The 17,247-nt window shown below is 65.6% G+C and carries 15 protein-coding genes; 6 read left to right on the plus strand and 9 right to left on the minus strand.

The genetic code is table 11. The annotated features are described in order from the left end of the window. Positions 1-142 precede the first annotated feature (142 nt). The gene (locus HWE04_RS06925; protein WP_241811943.1) at positions 143-1,576 is read left to right on the plus strand and encodes an NAD-dependent succinate-semialdehyde dehydrogenase; all 1,434 of its coding nucleotides are present in this window, start codon (positions 143-145) and stop codon (positions 1,574-1,576) included. Between the two features lie 128 nt (positions 1,577-1,704). Here HWE04_RS06925 and HWE04_RS06930 read toward each other — a convergent pair whose 3' ends face one another. The 3 genes from HWE04_RS06930 to HWE04_RS06940 form a co-directional block, all read right to left on the minus strand. After that, positions 1,705-4,713 carry a DNA translocase FtsK gene (locus HWE04_RS06930; RefSeq protein ID WP_241811944.1) on the minus strand — a complete coding sequence of 1,003 codons (3,009 nt, stop codon included), beginning with the start codon at positions 4,711-4,713 and terminating at the stop codon, positions 1,705-1,707. Positions 4,714-4,873: 160 nt separating this feature from the next. Beyond that, on the minus strand, positions 4,874-5,443 hold the full coding sequence (locus HWE04_RS06935; RefSeq protein ID WP_077237832.1) for a DNA-3-methyladenine glycosylase I: 570 nt from the start codon (positions 5,441-5,443) through the stop codon (positions 4,874-4,876). A 42-nt stretch (positions 5,444-5,485) separates the two neighbouring features. Further along, positions 5,486-6,505: a serine/threonine protein kinase gene (locus tag HWE04_RS06940; protein ID WP_241811945.1), complete on the minus strand. Its 1,020-nt coding sequence runs from the start codon at positions 6,503-6,505 to the stop codon at positions 5,486-5,488. 135 nt (positions 6,506-6,640) lie between these two features. On the opposite strand from HWE04_RS06940, the gene HWE04_RS06945 reads away from it, so the two are divergent. After that, positions 6,641-7,348, plus strand: a complete 708-nt coding sequence (locus tag HWE04_RS06945; protein WP_006465639.1) for a UPF0149 family protein — start codon at positions 6,641-6,643, stop codon at positions 7,346-7,348. 106 nt (positions 7,349-7,454) lie between these two features. On the opposite strand, the gene orn is transcribed toward HWE04_RS06945, so the two are convergent. Both orn and HWE04_RS06955 read right to left on the minus strand, forming a co-directional pair. Continuing rightward, positions 7,455-8,024 carry an oligoribonuclease gene (orn, locus tag HWE04_RS06950; protein WP_006465640.1) on the minus strand — a complete coding sequence of 190 codons (570 nt, stop codon included), beginning with the start codon at positions 8,022-8,024 and terminating at the stop codon, positions 7,455-7,457. Further along, positions 7,982-8,251 (minus strand): hypothetical protein, encoded by a 270-nt coding sequence (locus tag HWE04_RS06955; RefSeq protein ID WP_241811946.1) that lies wholly within the window; start codon positions 8,249-8,251, stop codon positions 7,982-7,984. Before HWE04_RS06955 ends, orn begins: the two co-directional genes overlap by 43 nt. Between HWE04_RS06955 and HWE04_RS06960 the strand changes: the two genes are divergently transcribed. The 3 genes from HWE04_RS06960 to rsgA are packed head-to-tail and all read left to right on the plus strand — an operon-like array spanning position 8,220 to position 10,864. After that, a complete protein-coding gene (locus HWE04_RS06960) occupies positions 8,220-9,509 on the plus strand; it encodes a M48 family metallopeptidase (protein WP_077237829.1) in 1,290 nt (429 codons plus the stop codon). The genes HWE04_RS06955 and HWE04_RS06960 overlap by 32 nt on opposite strands. A gap of 57 nt (positions 9,510-9,566) precedes the next feature. Next, complete coding sequence (locus HWE04_RS06965; protein ID WP_077237828.1) at positions 9,567-9,923, plus strand: 4a-hydroxytetrahydrobiopterin dehydratase; 357 nt, start codon at positions 9,567-9,569, stop codon at positions 9,921-9,923. After that, entirely contained in the window at positions 9,923-10,864 is a 942-nt protein-coding gene (gene rsgA, locus HWE04_RS06970; protein ID WP_077237827.1) for a ribosome small subunit-dependent GTPase A, read from the plus strand. The genes HWE04_RS06965 and rsgA overlap by 1 nt, the downstream gene beginning before the upstream one ends. Before the next feature lie 26 nt (positions 10,865-10,890). Here rsgA and HWE04_RS06975 read toward each other — a convergent pair whose 3' ends face one another. The 4 genes from HWE04_RS06975 to HWE04_RS06990 form a co-directional block, all read right to left on the minus strand. After that, the gene (locus tag HWE04_RS06975) at positions 10,891-11,637 is read right to left on the minus strand and encodes a 3-oxoacyl-ACP reductase family protein (RefSeq protein WP_241811947.1); all 747 of its coding nucleotides are present in this window, start codon (positions 11,635-11,637) and stop codon (positions 10,891-10,893) included. A gap of 40 nt (positions 11,638-11,677) precedes the next feature. Then, the gene (locus HWE04_RS06980; protein ID WP_241811948.1) at positions 11,678-12,745 is read right to left on the minus strand and encodes an alpha/beta fold hydrolase; all 1,068 of its coding nucleotides are present in this window, start codon (positions 12,743-12,745) and stop codon (positions 11,678-11,680) included. 196 nt (positions 12,746-12,941) lie between these two features. Next, entirely contained in the window at positions 12,942-14,291 is a 1,350-nt protein-coding gene (locus HWE04_RS06985; protein ID WP_446719211.1) for a sensor histidine kinase, read from the minus strand. After that, positions 14,288-15,028: a response regulator gene (locus tag HWE04_RS06990; protein ID WP_234295891.1), complete on the minus strand. Its 741-nt coding sequence runs from the start codon at positions 15,026-15,028 to the stop codon at positions 14,288-14,290. Before HWE04_RS06990 ends, HWE04_RS06985 begins: the two co-directional genes overlap by 4 nt. A gap of 393 nt (positions 15,029-15,421) precedes the next feature. Between HWE04_RS06990 and HWE04_RS06995 the strand changes: the two genes are divergently transcribed. Then, a complete protein-coding gene (locus HWE04_RS06995; RefSeq protein WP_241811949.1) occupies positions 15,422-17,197 on the plus strand; it encodes a cytochrome c biogenesis protein DipZ in 1,776 nt (591 codons plus the stop codon). Positions 17,198-17,247 lie beyond the last annotated feature (50 nt).

Here is a 17,247-nt window from a genome sequence, read left to right on the forward strand (position 1 = left end):
GCAACATCGCGCATGAACCAGATCGGCAGCATCCGGTCTGTCTGAATTCCCCCTGGCCGCAGCGCGTGCCACCGGTTCCGGCCCGCTGGGCTGAACCGGGCAGCGCCGGCCCTTCCCCCAACCTGACGAACGAGGATTGCCCATGTATAAGGACGTACAGCTTTTCATCAACGGCGAATGGACCGCCAGCGCTTCCGGTCGCACCATCGATGTCGTCAACCCGGCCACCGAGGAAGTGATCGGCAAGATCGCCCACGCTGACCGCGCCGACCTGGACCGCGCCCTGGAGGCCGCCAAAAAGGGTTTCGAGATCTGGCGCAACATGTCCGCCTTCGATCGCTCCAAGATCATGCGCAAGGCAGCCGACCTGCTGCGTGAGCGCGTCGACGAGATCGCCCGCCTGATGACCCAGGAACAAGGCAAGCCGCTGGCCGAAGCCAAGATGGAAACCCTGGGCGCCGCCGACACCATCGACTGGTTCGCCGAAGAAGCCCGCCGCACCTACGGTCGCCTGGTACCGGCCCGCACCCCGGGCGCCTACCAGATGGTGATCAAGGAACCGGTCGGCCCGGTGGCTGCCTTCACGCCCTGGAACTTCCCGATCAACCAGGTGGTACGCAAGATGTCGGCCGCGCTGGCGGCAGGCTGTTCCATCATCGTCAAGGCCCCCGAGGAAACTCCGGCTTCGCCGGCTGAACTGATCCGTGCCTACGCCGATGCAGGCGTGCCGGCCGGCGTCATCAACCTGGTCTATGGCGTGCCGGCGGAGATTTCGGAATACCTGATCCCGCATCCGGTGATCCGCAAGATTTCCTTCACCGGTTCCACTCCGGTGGGCAAGCAACTGGCGGCGCTGGCCGGCCAGCACATGAAGCGCGCCACGATGGAACTGGGCGGCCATGCGCCGGCCATGGTGTTCGATGACGTGGATGTGGACCTGGCCGCCAAGACCCTGGCGACGTCCAAGTTCCGCAATGCCGGTCAGGTATGCGTGTCGCCGACCCGCTTCCTGGTGCAGAAGGGCGTGTTCAACGCCTTCGTCGACAAGTTCGTCACCTATGCCGAACAACTGAAGGTCGGCAATGGCCTGGAAGCTGGCGTGAACATGGGTCCGGTGGCCAACAAGCGCCGTATTCCTGCACTGGAAGCGCTGATCGACGATGCCGTCTCCAACGGCGCGCAACTGCGCACCGGTGGCAAGCGCATCGGTGACAAGGGTTACTTCTTCCAGCCCACCGTGTTGACCAACGTGCCGCTGAGCGCACGCGTGATGAATGAAGAGCCCTTCGGTCCGCTGGCACTGATCAACTCCTTCGAGACCCTCGATGAAGTCATCGCCGAAGCCAATCGCCTGCCCTTCGGCCTGGCGGCCTATGCCTTCGCCAAGTCGGCACAGACCAAGCACGCACTGGCCGCACGTGTGGAAAGCGGCATGCTGACCATCAACCACCTGGGCCTGGCCTTCCCGGAACTGCCCTTCGGCGGCGTCAAGGACAGTGGCTATGGTTCCGAAGGCGGTACCGAAGCCATCGAGGCCTACATCAATACCAAGCTGGTGACCCAGCTGGATATCTGAGGACTGGCGCTCTGATGGTCTGATCGCCCGAGACGGCGTTCAAGCAAAACGGCGAACCTGCAAGGGTTCGCCGTTTTGTCTTGTGCCGCCGGATATTCGCGATGGCGCTGGCACCGATGCCGTTGCCTCTATTCCTCGCCGCCAGAGGGCGGGACCAGAATGTCGCGGCTGCCGTTGCGCGACATGGCCGAGAGCACGCCGGCTGTCTCCATCTGTTCTACGAGCCGCGCCGCACGGTTGTAGCCGATGCGCAATTGCCGCTGCACCGACGAGATCGAGGCGCGCCGTGTCTTGAGCACGAAGGCCACGGCCTCGTCGTAGAGCGGATCGGACTCCGGATCGCCCCCCTCGCCACCGGCGAACATGTCGGCCTGGGCCGTGTCCTCGGACATCGGCGGGGCCAGGATTTCCTCGATATAACGCGGCTCGCCAAAGGACTTCAGGTATTCCACCACGCGATGCACCTCTTCGTCGGACACGAAGGCGCCGTGCACGCGCTGCGGGTAGCCCGAGCCTGGCGGCAGGAACAGCATGTCGCCATGGCCCAGCAGGGATTCCGCACCCATCTGGTCCAGCACGGTGCGCGAGTCGATCTTGGAAGACACCTGGAAGGCCACGCGGGTCGGGATGTTGGCCTTGATCAGGCCGGTGATCACGTCCACCGAAGGACGCTGGGTGGCCAGGATCAGGTGGATGCCGGCCGCCCGCGCCTTCTGCGCCAGGCGGGCGATCAGCTCTTCGACCTTCTTGCCGACCACCATCATCAGGTCGGCCAGTTCGTCGATCACGATCACGATGGTGGGCAGCTTTTCCAGCGGTTCCGGAGCGTCCGGCGTGAGGCTGAAGGGATTGGGAATCTTCTCGCCACGGGCGGCGGCTTCGTCCAGCTTCTGGTTGTAGCCGGCCAGGTTGCGCACGCCCAGCTTGGACATCTTCTTGTAGCGGCGCTCCATCTCGTCCACCGCCCAGTTCAGGGCATGGGCGGCCTCGCGCATGTCAGTCACCACCGGTGCCAGGAGGTGCGGGATACCCTCATAGATGGACAGCTCCAGCATCTTGGGGTCGATCATGATCATGCGCACTTCCTCGGGCGTGGCCTTGTAGAGCAGCGAGAGGATCATGGCATTGATGGCCACCGACTTGCCCGAGCCGGTGGTACCGGCCACCAGCATGTGCGGTGCCCGCGCCAGGTCGGTCACCACGGGCGTGCCGGTGATGTCCTTGCCCATGGCAATGGTGAGGTGCGACGACGACTTGCGGTAGGCCTGGGAATGGACGATCTCGGAGAGCTTGATCATCTGCCGGCGCGCATTGGGCAGTTCCAGGCCCATGCAGGTCTTGCCGGGGATGGTCTCGACCACCCGGATGGAGGTCAGCCCCAGCGCCCGCGACAGGTCCTTCATCAGATTCACCACCTGGGCGCCGCGCACGCCCTGCGCCGGTTCCACTTCGAAGCGGGTGATCACCGGGCCGGCTTCGGCGCCCAGCACGGTCACGGGGACCTTGAATTCCTTGAGACGCTGTTCGATCAGGCGGCCGGTTTCCTGCAGTTGCTCGGGATCGATCTCGATGCGCGACTCGGGGACTTCGTCCAGCAGGTCCAGCGAGGGCAGCGGGATATCCACCCGGGGCTCGTCCTCGTGCTCGGGATAGACCCTGGCCACCGGCGCGGCCACGGCCGGCTGCGGTTCGGGCATGCGCACGGTGAAGGCCGGCTGCTGGGACGCCGGCGATGCTGGCGATGCCGGATCGGGCAGCATGTCGAACCAGGGCGCATTGAAGGTGCCGAGGTCGATCGGTTCGTCGTCGGCGGGCGAGAGCGCTTCCGGCTCCGACGCGGGCGCGACGGGCGCTTGTGCGGGTTCGGCCGGTGCCCAGCTTGCCCCCGCCAGCGGCAGCTCGGGCACGGTCGGCAGGTCGGGGATGAGTGGCTCCTGCAGCGCGGAAGGCAGTGGCGAAGGCGGCTGCATCGACACTATCGGCGCCATCGGCACGATGGGCGCGGCCGGTGGCGTCGGCCCCTGCAGACCATCGGCCTCGTGCAGGGAGCGCATCAGGCGGGTCGGAATCACATCGGCACGCGGTGTCGGCCCGGTCGGCGCTGCAGCCTGCGGCGCGGCACGGCCTACGCTGCTGATGCGGATGCTGCGGGTCGGATTGAGCGGGGACGGCGTTGCCTGCTGGTCACTGGCGGAACGGGCAATCGAGGACGGAATCGGGCGGATCGGTAACGCCGGGCTGGCCGCCCGCGAGAGGCTGGCGTCGGCGGCGGCACTGGCGGCCGAGATGGCGCGGCTGGCGGCGGCGCGGGCCAGCATGGCTTCGGTCGGGCGCAGGGTTTCGAAAGCGGCCCATTCGGATTCCGGGCGCGCCTTGGCGGCGGGGCCGGACGGACGGGGATTGAGCGAAGGCCATTTGCCCCCTTGCCCGCCTTGGCCGCCCTGCCCTGCCTGGGCATGGCGCGACTGGCCGCCGGTCAGGGCCGACAGCGGTACCTTCCAGTCGTCACGGGCAGCACCCTCGTGCGGGCGCTCATTGGCGGGGGTCGGCGTGAGGCGGGCCGGACGCGGGCGCGGCTCGAAGGGCGAACCCACCGGCGAGCGGTTCGCGGCATGGCCAGATGCATGGGCCGCTGTGCGAGGCGGCACGGGCGGGCGCACCGCTGGCGTGCGACGCTCGGCGCCCGCCGGGAAACTGCTGCGCTGACTGCTCAGGCGTACGCGTTCGCTCTCGATGCTGCCGCGTCGGGGTGGTCCCAGGTCCAGCTCCGGGTGATCGTCGCGGCTCTGCGCATCGTTACGACCAAAGATGGCACCGAGCAACCACTTCAGGCCCAGCGCCAGCAACGCCAGCAAGACCACGGCAGCGATGCCCTTGCTGATCTTGCCGCCGAGGGCTTCCATCAGGGCCGCGCCGACCAGGTCGCCGCTGGGGCCATCATCACTGTTGCTCAGTTGTGCGCGCACCAGCGCTTCCAGCGCGCCGCTGGCGGCCAGCAGCAACAGGCTGCCACACCAAAGGCGGATGGCGCCGCGGCCGCCGAAGATGGACTTGCGGCCGAGCGCGCGCGCCACCGTGCGCAGCAGCAGCGGCAGCAGCCAGAGGACCGACCAGCCAAACCATTTGACGAAAATCATGCTACTCCCATACTTCACCGGCCTGGCATGGCGCCAGCCGGCCTCGTGAATCTATCCCGGCAGTCCTGATGCACCGCCGCAGGCTGCGAGTGTAAACCAAACCCGACCACGGCCGCCCGTCCTCATTCCGTCTTCATGCCACCCTTTGGTACAGGTCGACTCAGCGACCGTGGCAATGGCAATCGCGCACGTGGTCGTTGATCACGCCCACGCCCTGCAGATAGGCGTAGATGATGGTGGACCCGACGAACTTGAAGCCGCGCTTGGCGAGGTCCTTGGAAATGGCGTCCGACAGCGGGGTCTTGGCCGGGCAGTCGGCCAGCGAGGCCCAGCGGTTGACGATGGGCTGGCCATCGACCTGGCCCCACAGATAGGGATCGAGCCCGCCCACTTCCTCGCGCAGCTTGAGGTAGGCGCGGGCATTGCCGATGGTGGCGGCCACCTTCAGGCGATTGCGCACGATGCCGGGGTCGGCCAGCAATTGCGCCACCTTGCGCTCGTCGTAGCGGGCGATCTTCTCGGCATCCCATTGGTCGAAGGCAGCGCGGTAGGTCTCGCGCTTGTTGAGCACGGTCTCCCAGGACAGCCCGGCCTGGGCGCCTTCCAGGTTGAGCATTTCGAAGAGTCGGGTTTCGTCGTGGCAGGGCAGGCCCCACTCGTGGTCGTGGTACTCGACGTAGCGAGGGTTGGCAAGGTTGACCCAGCCGCAGCGGGTAAGGGATTGGCTCATGGAAGATGGGGGAAACAGGTCAGGCGGTTCATCGGTGCCGGTTCACACCGGCCACAGGGGCGGCTCATCCATCAGCGCGATCTGCTCGCGCAATTCCAGGATGCGGTCTTGCCAGTAGCGCTGGGTGTTGAACCAGGGGAAGGCGGCCGGAAACGCCGGGTCGTCCCAGCGGCGCGCCAGCCAGGCGGAATAATGAATCAGCCGCAGCGTACGCAGCGCTTCGATCAGGTACAGTTCTCGCGGTTCGAATTCGCAGAAACTTTCATACCCGGCCAGCAGGTCGGCCAGTTGCCCGACCATCTCGCGTCGCTCGCCGGAAAGCAGCATCCACAGATCTTGCACGGCAGGGCCACTGCGACTGTCGTCGAAATCGACGAAATGCGGGCCGGCATCGGTCCACAGGACATTGCCGACATGGCAATCCCCGTGCAGGCGCAGGCTGCGGATGTCGCCTGCGCGGTCGTAGCAGCGTTGCACGCCCTGCAGGGCTTGTTCGACCGTGGTACGCCAGGCGGTGGCCACATCCATGGGAATGAAGTCATGCGCCAGCAGCCAGTCGCGCGGCTCATGGCCGAAGCTGGCCAGGTCCAGCGCGGGGCGCTCGACGAAGGGACGGCGCATACCCACCGCATGGATGCGGCCGATGAAGCGGCCCAGGCGTTCCAGGGTGTCGGCATCGTCCAGCTCAGGGGCGCGGCCGCCATGGCGCTGGAACACGGCAAAGCGGAACCCGGCATGGCGATGCAGGGTGGCGCCGGTGTCCAGGCGCATGGCCGGCACTACCGGGACCTCTTCGTCGGCCAACTCCTGCGAAAAATCATGTTCTTCGAGGATTTGCGCATCCGACCAGCGCAGAGGCCGGTAGAACTTGGCCACCAGCGGCGGGCCGTCTTCCATGCCGACCTGGTAGACCCGGTTTTCATAGCTGTTCAATGCCAGCAGGCGGCCGTCGCCATATAGGCCCAGGGCGTCGAGGGCATCGAGCACGGTATCGGGCGAGAGCGTGGCGAAGGAGGTGGCGTCGGGGACGTCAGGGATGTCAGCAGTGGCGGCTTGATTCATCCGGCTATTGTACTGTCCACGGCGCCCGCGCCGCAGCAGATTGCGGCAGCCAACGCCGACAATGCTCGCGCCCCTGGCTGAATGCCTTTACACTCCTGCCTTTGGTAATAGCAATCTTCAGCAACCGGACCCATCATGCAACTCGACCAGCCCCTTTCCGACGCCGAATTCGACGAACTCGACGATTTTCTCCTCTCCGATCGCTGCGCCGACGATGTGATGACCATGGACACCCTGCACGGCTACCTGACGGCGCTGGCCATCGGTCCGCAGGAAGTGCTGATGGCCGAATGGCTGCCGCGGGTCTGGGGCAGCCGTCCGGAAGACACGCCCAAGTTCAAGAACGGCAAGGAAGCCGAGCGCATCACCAGCCTGATCGCGCGCAGCATGAACGAAATCGCCATCACCTTCGAAGTGGCGCCCAAGGAGTACGAGCCCCTGTTCTGCGAACGTGAACATGAAGGCAAGCCGCTGCTGGACGCCGAGGCCTGGGCCTGGGGCTTCTGGGAAGGAATCCAGTTGCGCGCCGAGCAATGGGACGAAATCTTCCATTCCAACCTGGCCCCGCTGATGCGCCCGATCTACCTGCTGGGCTCGGAAGAGCTGGAAGAGGAAGAAACCAAGCTCATCGATGACCCGGTCAAGACCCACAAGCTGGCCATCGAGATCGAGGCTGCCATTCCTCACATCCACCGCTACTGGGCGCCCAAGCGCAAGTCGGCCGTGGAACAGGTGCAGCGCGAAGCGCCCAAGACCGGCCGCAACGATCCCTGCCCCTGCGGCAGTGGCAAGAAGTACAAGAAATGCTGTGGCGCGGACAGCAGCACAGACGGCACCGAATAAGCCAGAAGGTCACCGGGGCAAGCATTTCCGGCCATAACGAAAAAGGCGCACCGGGAAGCCGGCGCGCCTTTTTATTGCATTGCGGGCAACATGGCTGCCCTGCGCATCATTCCTTGATGAAGTGCTCGCGGTAATACTTGAGCTCTTCGATCGACTCCAGGATATCGGCCAGGGCCGTATGCATCTGGCGCTTCTTGAAACCGGTGGCGATTTCCGGCTTCCAGCGCTTGCACAGTTCCTTCAGGGTCGACACATCCAGGTTGCGATAGTGGAAGAATTCTTCCAGCTTGGGCATGCCGCGCACCATGAAGCGGCGGTCCTGGCAGATCGAATTGCCGCACATGGGCGACTTGCCGGCCGGGACGTATTGCTTCAGGAAGGCGATGATCTGCTGCTCGGCATCGGCTTCGGTGACGGTGGAAGCCTTGACGCGGTCGATCAGGCCCGAGCGGCCGTGGGTTCCCTTGTTCCAGGCATCCATGCCGTCCAGCAGTTCGTCGGACTGATGGACGGCCAGCACCGGGCCTTCGCCCAGGATGTTCAGTTCTGCATCGGTAACCACCACGGCCACTTCGATGATGCGATCCTTGTCCGGGTCCAGTCCGGTCATTTCCATATCGACCCAGATCAGGTTCATTTCATTGGGCCGGACGGGCGCGGCGGGGGCTTGTGACATAATTCTTCCTTATTGACGGGATGGGGATCTGGCCCCATCTGCTGCATGGTTCCATTGCCTGGTTCGCTCGCCCGGCACACGCCGGGCGTCATGACTCGATGTCTTGCCAACAGTGCGGCGGCGAGCATTTGAGTCGGGCTACGAACTTCTTGACGAATTTCGATACGAATCTTCATATTTTCGCACAGGGTACGCATGTCTTCACTTTCGTTTTCCGTTTTGTTCATCGTGTTCCTGGGGATCAGCCTGGGGGTGCGGTTCTGGCTGGCGTCGCGCCACATCCGCCATGTGATCGCGCATCGCGCCGCCGTGCCGCCCGAGTTCGCCGAGAAGATTCCCCTGTCGGCCCACCAGAAGGCGGCCGACTACACCGTCGCGCGCACCAAGTTCGGGCTGGTGACCTTGCTGGTCAATGCGGCGGTACTGATTGGCTTCACCCTGCTGGGCGGGCTGCAGTGGCTCTCCAGCCTGCTGCTGGGCTGGACCGGCGGCCCCGGGATGCTCTACCAGATCGCCCTGGTGGCCGGCTTCGGCATCATCTCCGGCCTGGTCGACCTTCCCTTCGACTATGTCCGCCAGTTCCGTCTGGAGGCCGGTTTCGGCTTCAACAAGATGAGCCGCGCCCTGTTCTTCAGCGACATGATCAAGCAGAGCCTGGTGGGCGCAGTGATCGGCCTGCCATTGCTGTGGGTGGTGTTGACGCTGATGGACAAGGCCGGCGCGCTGTGGTGGTTCTACACCTGGGTGGTGCTGTGCGCCTTCCAGCTGCTGATGCTGGTGATCTATCCCAGCTTCATCGCCCCGCTGTTCAACAAGTTCACCGCGCTGGAAGACGACAGCCTGCGCAGCCGCATCGAGGGTCTGATGCAGCGCGTGGGCTTCGCTTCCAAGGGCTTGTTCGTGATGGATGGTTCCAAGCGCAGCGCGCATGGCAATGCGTATTTCTCGGGCTTCGGCTCGGGCAAGCGCATCGTCTTCTTCGATACCCTGCTGGCGCGCCTGGCCCCGCACGAGATCGAGGCCGTGCTGGCCCACGAACTGGGCCACTTCAAGCTCAAGCACATCGTCAAGCGGGTGGTGGTGATGTTTGCCATGTCGCTGGCGCTGCTGGCCCTGCTGGGCTACCTGAAAGGCCAGGCCTGGTTCTATACCGGGCTGGGCGTGGACCCGCTGCTGCTGGGCAGCAACGACGCGATGGCGCTGATCCTGTTCATGCTGGTGCTGCCGATCTTCACTTTCCTGCTCTCGCCGCTGTCGTCGCTGTCCTCGCGCAAGCACGAGTTCGAGGCCGATGCCTTTGCCGCCCAGCATACCCATGCGCAGGACCTGGTCTCGGCGCTGGTCAAGCTGTATGAGGACAACGCCTCCACGCTCACCCCCGACCCGCTGCACTCGGCCTTCTACGATTCGCATCCGCCTGCATCGCTGCGCATCCGGCACCTGCATGGCGCCATGGCAGCACCTGCGCCGGCTGGCAATCACTGATTTCTTTCATTGCATACAGGTCAGGGGCATGCAGCTTCCTGACCGTTGGAGAACCCCATGAGCATTACCGCAAGCACCCTCGCCGCTTCCCGTTGCGTCCAGCCCATCGAGGCCCTGGATGACGCCGCCCTCGCCAGCCACCTGGCCGCCCTGCCCGAATGGAAGATCGAAGGCGGCAAGCTGGCGCGCAGCTTCGCCTTCGCCAACTATTACGAGACCCTGGCCTTCGTCAATGCGATTGCCTGGGTGATCCATGCCGAAGACCATCACCCCGACCTGGGCGTGAGCTACAACCGCTGCAGCGTGCGTTTCGATACCCATAGCGTCAACGACGGCCGTGGCGGTCTCTCGGCCAACGACTTCGTCTGCGCGGCCAAGGTCGACGCCATCTTCGCCCAGCGCGCCAACGCCTGATGGCTGGCCGCAAGCAAGCCGCAGCACGCGGCGCCGGACCGGCCGCCAAGGCCGACCTGGAATCCGGTCTGGTGATCGCCGCCCACGGGCGGCATTATCTTGTGCAGGCAGGGGAACAGAAACTGCATTGCGTCACCCGTGGCAAGAAGAGCGACGTCTCCGTGGGTGACCACATCCGCCTGGCGCGCACTTCGCCGGACCAGGGCGTGATCGAGGCCATCGACGAGCGCAAGACCCTGCTGTACCGCTCCGACCAGTACAAGTCCAAGCTGCTGGCGGCCAATGTGGATCAGCTGTTCATCGTGGTGGCGACCGAGCCCAGCTTTACCGACGACCTGGTCTCGCGCGCGCTGGTGGCGGCCGAATCGGCGGGCGTGTCAGCCCACCTGATCCTGAACAAGACCGACATCACCGAGGCCCTGCCGAAGACCCGCGAACGCCTGCAGGTCTATGCGCGCCTGGGTTATCCGGTACACGAGGTTTCGGCCAAGGCCCACCCGGACGAGACCCGCGCCGCCTTCATGCCGCTGCTGGCCGGCAAGAGCACCATCCTGATCGGCCAGTCCGGCATGGGCAAGTCCTCCATCATCAACCTGATCGTGCCGGACGCCGACATCGCCACCCGCGAAATCTCGGCCGCGCTCGACACCGGCAAGCACACCACCACCTTCACCCGCCTGTACCAGATGGAGGGCGGGGCCAGCATCATCGACTCCCCGGGCTTCCAGGAATTCGGCCTGTACCAGCTCTCCGAAGGCATGCTGGAACGCGCCTTCCGTGACTTCACACCCTACCTGGGCAAGTGCCGCTTCTACAACTGCCATCACCTCAACGAACCCGGCTGCGCCGTGCTGGAAGCGGTTCAGGCCGGCGAGATCGCCGGCCTGCGCCATCAGCTGTATGCACAGCTGGTGCATGAGTCTTCACAGACGCTGTATTGAAAGCGAGGTTTCGGAGGGGATCAGGTTCAGGCCAGGAAACCGCCGTCAATAGTGAGACTGGCGCCGGTGATGAGGCGCCCCTCCTCCGATACCAGGAAGGCTACAAAATCGGCGATTTCCTCCGGCTGTCCAAGGCGACCAATGGGCATCATCGGTGTCAGCAAGGCGGCCATCTCCGGTTCGCCGCCCCGACTCATATCTGTCACGGTCGGCCCCGGCTGCACATTGCTCACCGTAATACCACGAGGCCCCAGGTCGCGCGCCAGTCCGCGAGTCAGTGATGCCAGCGCTCCCTTGGTCATCGCATACACCGCACTGCCAGGGAAGCCGGCGCGTTCGGCCACCACGCTGCCTATCAACACGATGGCCGAACCAGCGGCCATGTGCGGCAAGGTGGCCTGAACCGCGACAAATGCTGCGCGCACATTGACTTCGAACATGCGGTTGAAATCTTCCAGCGCGAAGTCTTCCACTTCCCCACGCAGCAACAGCCCGGCGCTATTGACCAGAATGTCGATGCGTCCGAACTCGGAGACGACCTGCGCAATGGCGGCCTGCAGCGCCGCCGGGTCACCACTGTCGGCCTGGATCGCCAGCGCCCGGCCGCCTGCGGCATGAATCTCGGCAACCAATGCACTGGCCTTGTCATGACTACCCGCAAAGGTCAATGCGACCACCGCGCCCTGGCGCGCCAACTTGCGAACAACGGCCGCGCCGATGCCGCGCGAACCTCCGGTAACGAAGGCTATTTTTTTGTTGAGACTACGTTGCATGATGTTTCCTTTTATCTGGATGTTGGGATGAGGCCAGCGATCAGGCCGACAAGCGATCGGCCTCGACGACGGCCAGCGCAAACTCGCGCGGAGCTTCCTGCGGCAGGTTGTGGCCGATGCCGCCGGTCAAGGTGTGGTGCGCATACGGCCCGGCGAAGCGCTTGCGATAGAGCGCCGGCTCGAGGTGCGGGGCGCCGTTGGCGTCCCCTTCCAGGGTGATGGTGGGCACCGTGATCACGGGGAAGCTGCCCAGGCGCTGCTCCAGCGCGTCGTACTGCGTCTGGCCCGGTGCCAGGCCCAGACGCCAGCGGTAGTTGTGCACCACGATGGCGACATGGTCCGGATTATCGAACGCGGCGGCGCTGCGGGCATAGGTAGCGTCGTCAAAATGCCAGCGCGGCGAGGCCGTCTGCCAGATCAGTCGGTTAAAAGCCTTGCGGTACTTTTCATAGCCGGCCACGCCGCGATCGGTGGCCAGGTAGAACTGGTACCACCAGTCCAGCTCGGCTTGCGGCGGCAGCGGTTGGCGGCCGGCATCGACATTGGTCATCAGGTAGCCGCTCACCGAGACCAGCGCCTTGACGCGCTGCGGCCACTGGGCGGCGATGATGCAGGCGGTGCGCGCACCCCAGTCGAAGGCGCCGAAGATGGCGCGATCAACGTTGAGTGCATCCATGAACGCAATGATGTCCAGTGCCACGACCGCCTGCTGGCCATTGCGCACGGTCGACGCCGACAGGAAGCGGGTACTGCCGTAGCCACGCAGGTAAGGGACCAGTACGCGATAACCGGCCGCCGCCAGGGCCGGGGCCACGTCGACGAAACTATGGATGTCGTAGGGCCAGCCATGCAGCAGGATCACGACAGGACCATCGGCCGGACCGACATCGGCGTAGCCGACATCGAGCAGGCCGGCCTGCACCTGCCTGATCTGGCCGAAGGAAGTGTGCACGCCCGGCATCACCTTGCCGAGGGCGCCCTCATCGAGGCCGGGCGACTGCGCCCACGCCGTGGCCGACAGGCCCAGTTGCGCGACCATGGCAGTGCCGGCGGTGGCCGCGGCGCCACCGAACAGGCGGCGGCGTTGAAGATTGATTTCCTGTGTCATCGGGTTCTCCGTTCATGTGGATGGGACATGAAGGAGAATGCCGCGCCGATGTATCGCCCTTGTGTACGGCCAAGCCTGGTTTTGCAAGCCGGTGTAGCGGCGGCCACGCCGGATACATTGGGATACGCAATCCTGCGCCAGCAACCAGCAACCAGCAACCAACAACCAACAGCCACCGGCCCAGGTCCCCGCCGACTCAGGAAAGGGAACTGATCACCAGTTCCGCCTCCAGCCCCTGCGGCACATCCGACCGGTTGCGTAGCACCAGACTACCCTGCAGGGCCAGCGCCAGCTGGCGGGCGATGGCCAGACCCAGGCCGGTGCCGCCAGTGCTGCGGTTGCGCGAGCCTTCCAGGCGGACGAAGGGCTGGAATACCGCCTCCAGCTGGTCCTCGGGGATACCCGGGCCATGGTCGCGCACTGCGATGCGCAACTGCCCGGCGGGCAGGATACTGGCTTGCACCTCGGCGGCCCCACCGAACTTGAGCGCATTGTCGATCAGGTTGGTGAGGATGCGACGCAGCGCATGGCTGCGGGTGATCAGGGCCAGCGTGGGCAGGGTGCCGGCCAGCGTCACCGATTGGCCGCTGTCCTGATAATCGAAGACCATGCTCTCCAGGAACGAGGCCAGGTCGATGCGCACGGCGGCCTCGTCATTGCCGTGGGCGCTGCGCGCATAGGCGATGCCCTCCTGCACCAGACGCTGGATTTCGGCCAGGTCGTTGAGCAGCTTGTCGCGCTCGCTGCTGGGATCGGCCATCTCGGCACGCAGCCGCATGCGCGTCAGCGGCGTCTGCAGGTCGTGCGAGACCGCCGCCAGGATCTGCATGCGTTCCTGCAGGTGATCGGCGATGCGCTCGCGCATGGCGTTGAAGGCAGTCGCGGCGTGGGCGACTTCGGCCGGACCGTCCTCCTGCAGGGGCGGGCCCGGACGGCCCAGGTCGAGGCGGTCGGCAGCGGCGGCGAGGTCGGCCAGCGGACGCAAGGCCAATCGCACCGCGAACCAGCTGCACAGCACCAGCAACAGCAATTGCGCCACCAGCACGTAGGGCAGCCACTGGGTGAGCGGCTTCATGGCCGGATGCAGATCCACCGTCAGTGCGCTGCCATCGGACAGGCGCAGATGCGCCTGCAGATGTTCACGCGGACCGGGAACGGTCTGCATCGTGAAGGGATAGCGGCCACCCAGTGCGGCCCGGATGCGCGCAGCGATCTGCTGCGCCCGGGGCGACAGTTCGGGGATGCCGGCGCGACCTTCGCCGATGACATAGCCATAGGTATCACGCTGCAGCGGCGCCAGCCACTGCGGCCGCTCGGCGGCGGGCAGGCGATCGAGAATGGCGACCGAGGTGGCCACGTCGTTTTCCAGCGTATCGAGCATGACCGCGCGCGCTGCGGTATAGCGCTCCAGGAACAGCACGGCGAAGGACAGGATATGGGCCAGCGCCAGCGCCGCCAGGAAGATCAGGAACAGGCGCGCCCCCAGGGTGCGGGGCATGCGCAGCACGCGCCTGGGTACGCCGGCATCAGCTGAACGCGTGGTCACGGGCGGGCTTCCTCGATCTCGACCGGCATCGAGAACACATAACCCTCGCTGCGGATGGTCTTGATGTAGCGCGGTTCGCGCGCGTCATCGTCCAGCCGCTGGCGCAGCCGGCTGACCAGGAGGTCGATGGAACGGTCGAAGATCTCGGCTTCGCGCCCCTGGGTCAGGCTCAGCAGCTGGTCGCGATTGAGCACCCGCTGCGGGTGATCGACGAACACCCGCAGCAGGCGGTATTCGGCGCCGCTGAGGGTGACCACCATGCCATCAGGCGCCAGCAGGTGGCGCTCCGAGGTATCCAGCCGCCAGGGACCGAAGCGCAGCAGCCGGCCGGCTTCACTGACCTGCAGATTGGGCGGCAGCATGCGGGTCCGGCGCAGCACCGACTTGATGCGCGCCAGCAGTTCGCGGGCGGCGAACGGCTTGGCCAGGTAATCGTCAGCGCCCATTTCCAGGCCGACCACGCGATCGGTCTCCTCCGAACGGGCGGTGAGCATGATGATGGGGGTGGCCTTGTGCTTGCCGGCGCGCAGCTCGCGACACAGGACCAGGCCATCGTCGCCGGGCATCATGATGTCCAGCACGATCAGGTCCACGGCGTTACTGGCGACGAAGGCACGCATCTGGCGACCATCGCCGGCCACGTCCACGCGCAAACCGTTCTTTTTCAGGTAGTCGGCCACCAGTTCGCGGATGTCGCGGTCGTCGTCGACGATGAGGATGTGATCGATGTGTTCCACCTGCCTGCCCTTCCCTTGTTGTGTTCAGTGTTGTCGCTTTCAGCTTTGAGCTTGCAGCCGGCCGGAGGCGGAACTGGCTCGAGTGAAAGTGCGCGACCCTGTCTTTTACGTCTTGCAAGCCTCCCCTGCAAGGGCTGCCGGCGGGAGATTTGTACCTCAATGTATCCGGCCGTATGCCGGACACAGACGACGACAAAACCACCCGCCAACCGGATTGAGAGGCCGCGAGCCTACCAGCCCGCCGCTGTTGGCAAGAATTGTAAGCCCGTGTAGCTGCGCCGTCGTCGGACACGCAGGGATACACAAGCCGGCCCTGGCCTACACATGACAGATACACCGGCGCGGTCTCATGCACGGGTCGCCAATCACACCGCCCTTGCCGGCCTGTACATCATGACCCTCTATCTTGCCGCCTTCCTCGGCGGAGCGCTCACCTTGCTGAGCCCCTGCATCCTGCCGGTCCTGCCCTTCCTGCTGGCCCGCGCCGACCAGCCATGGCGGCTGCGCCTGGCGCTGCTGGCGGGCATGGCGCTGGTGTTTGCTGCCGTGGCCACGCTGGCTGCGGTGGGCGCCAACTGGGCCGTCCATGTCAATGAAGCGGGTCGCGTCGCTGCCATGCTGGTGCTGGCCCTGTTCGGTCTGACGCTGATGTCGCCCACGCTGGCCACACTACTGGCGCGCCCGGGCGTACTGCTGGGCAATGCGCTGGCCGAGCGCGGTGGGACGCCACGGGGCGGGCGCGAGAGCGTAGCCGCAGCCGTGCTGCTGGGCGCGGCCACCGGCCTGCTATGGACACCCTGCGCCGGCCCCATCCTGGGCCTGGTGCTGTCGGCCGCCGCCTGGGCCGGCCCGACGCCGCACACTGCCACCCTGCTGCTGGCCTACGCCAGCGGGGCGGCCTGCATGCTGGCCGTGGTCCTGTCCGCTGGGGCCGGTGTGATGGCTGTTCTGCGCCGTCGGCTGGGGATGGGTGAGTGGCTGCGCCGGCTGCTGGGCGTAGCCGTGCTGGCCGGGGTCGCCAGCATTGCCGTGGGCGCGAGCCTGCCGCTGGCGGCGAAGGCCAGCGCTACCGAAGGTCTTGAGACCCGCCTGCTCGAGCTGCTGGCACCGCCACGCGGGCCAGTTGCCGCAGCCATGGCTGGCGGCGCAATCGATCATCCGGCGGAGACGGCCAGGCGCCCCTACCGCAGCACCCTGCCGGTCGAAGGCGCATTGCCGGCCCTGGACGGTGCCGTGCAGTGGCTGAACTCGGCCCCGCTATCGGCGCAACAGTTGCGCGGCAAGGTGGTGCTGGTGGATTTCTGGACCTATTCCTGCATCAATTGCATCCGCACCCTGCCCTACATCCGGGCCTGGGCCGAGAAATACCGTGATCAGGGCCTGGTGGTGATCGGGGTGCATACCCCCGAGTTCGCCTTCGAGCGCAAGGTGGACAACGTGCGCCAGGCCGTGAACGAATTCAAGCTCGACTTCCCGGTCGCGGTCGACAGCGAATTCCGCCTGTGGCGCGCCTTCGACAACAACTACTGGCCGGCGATCTACCTGGCCGATGCCCAGGGCAAGTTGCGCTACCACCAGTTCGGCGAAGGGCGCTACGAGAGCACCGAAGAGGCCATCCGGGCCCTGCTCAAGGAGGCCGGCCAGAGCGCGAAAGGCAGTGACGGAGATGCTGCCGTGAAGCCCAACGCCACCGACATCCAGGCCGCGCCGGACCTGGCCCGGCTGGCTTCGCAGGAAAGCTATCTGGGCTATCGCCAGGCCACCGGCATGGTCTCGCCGGAACGGCTGCGGCCCGATGTGGCGATGCACTACAGCGCCGCGCCACTGCAACTGAATCAATGGAGCCTGAGCGGCACCTGGAAGGTCGGTGCCGAAGCGGTGAGCCTGCAGCAGGCCGACGGCAGCATCGCCTACCGTTTTTCGGCACGCGACCTGCACCTGGTGCTCGGCCCCGGGGAAGACGGCCGGCCGGTGCGCTTCGTGGTCAGCGTGGATGGCCAGGCGCCGGGGGAACTGCATGGTGCCGACATCGATGCAGCCGGCAACGGCACGGTCAGCCGCACCCGGCTGTTCCAGCTGGTGCGCCAGCGTGGCGGGGTCAAGCCGCGTCGTTTCGAGGTGCGCTTCCTCGACCCCGGCGCCACTGCCTATGCCTTCACCTTCGGCTGAGTTGCCGAGCTGGCCTGAACCCTCACATCGTTTTCAAGAGAAAGGAAGAC

The organism is Herbaspirillum sp. C7C2 (genome assembly GCF_022627865.1).
Classification (GTDB): Bacteria; Pseudomonadota; Gammaproteobacteria; order Burkholderiales; family Burkholderiaceae_D; genus Herbaspirillum; species Herbaspirillum frisingense.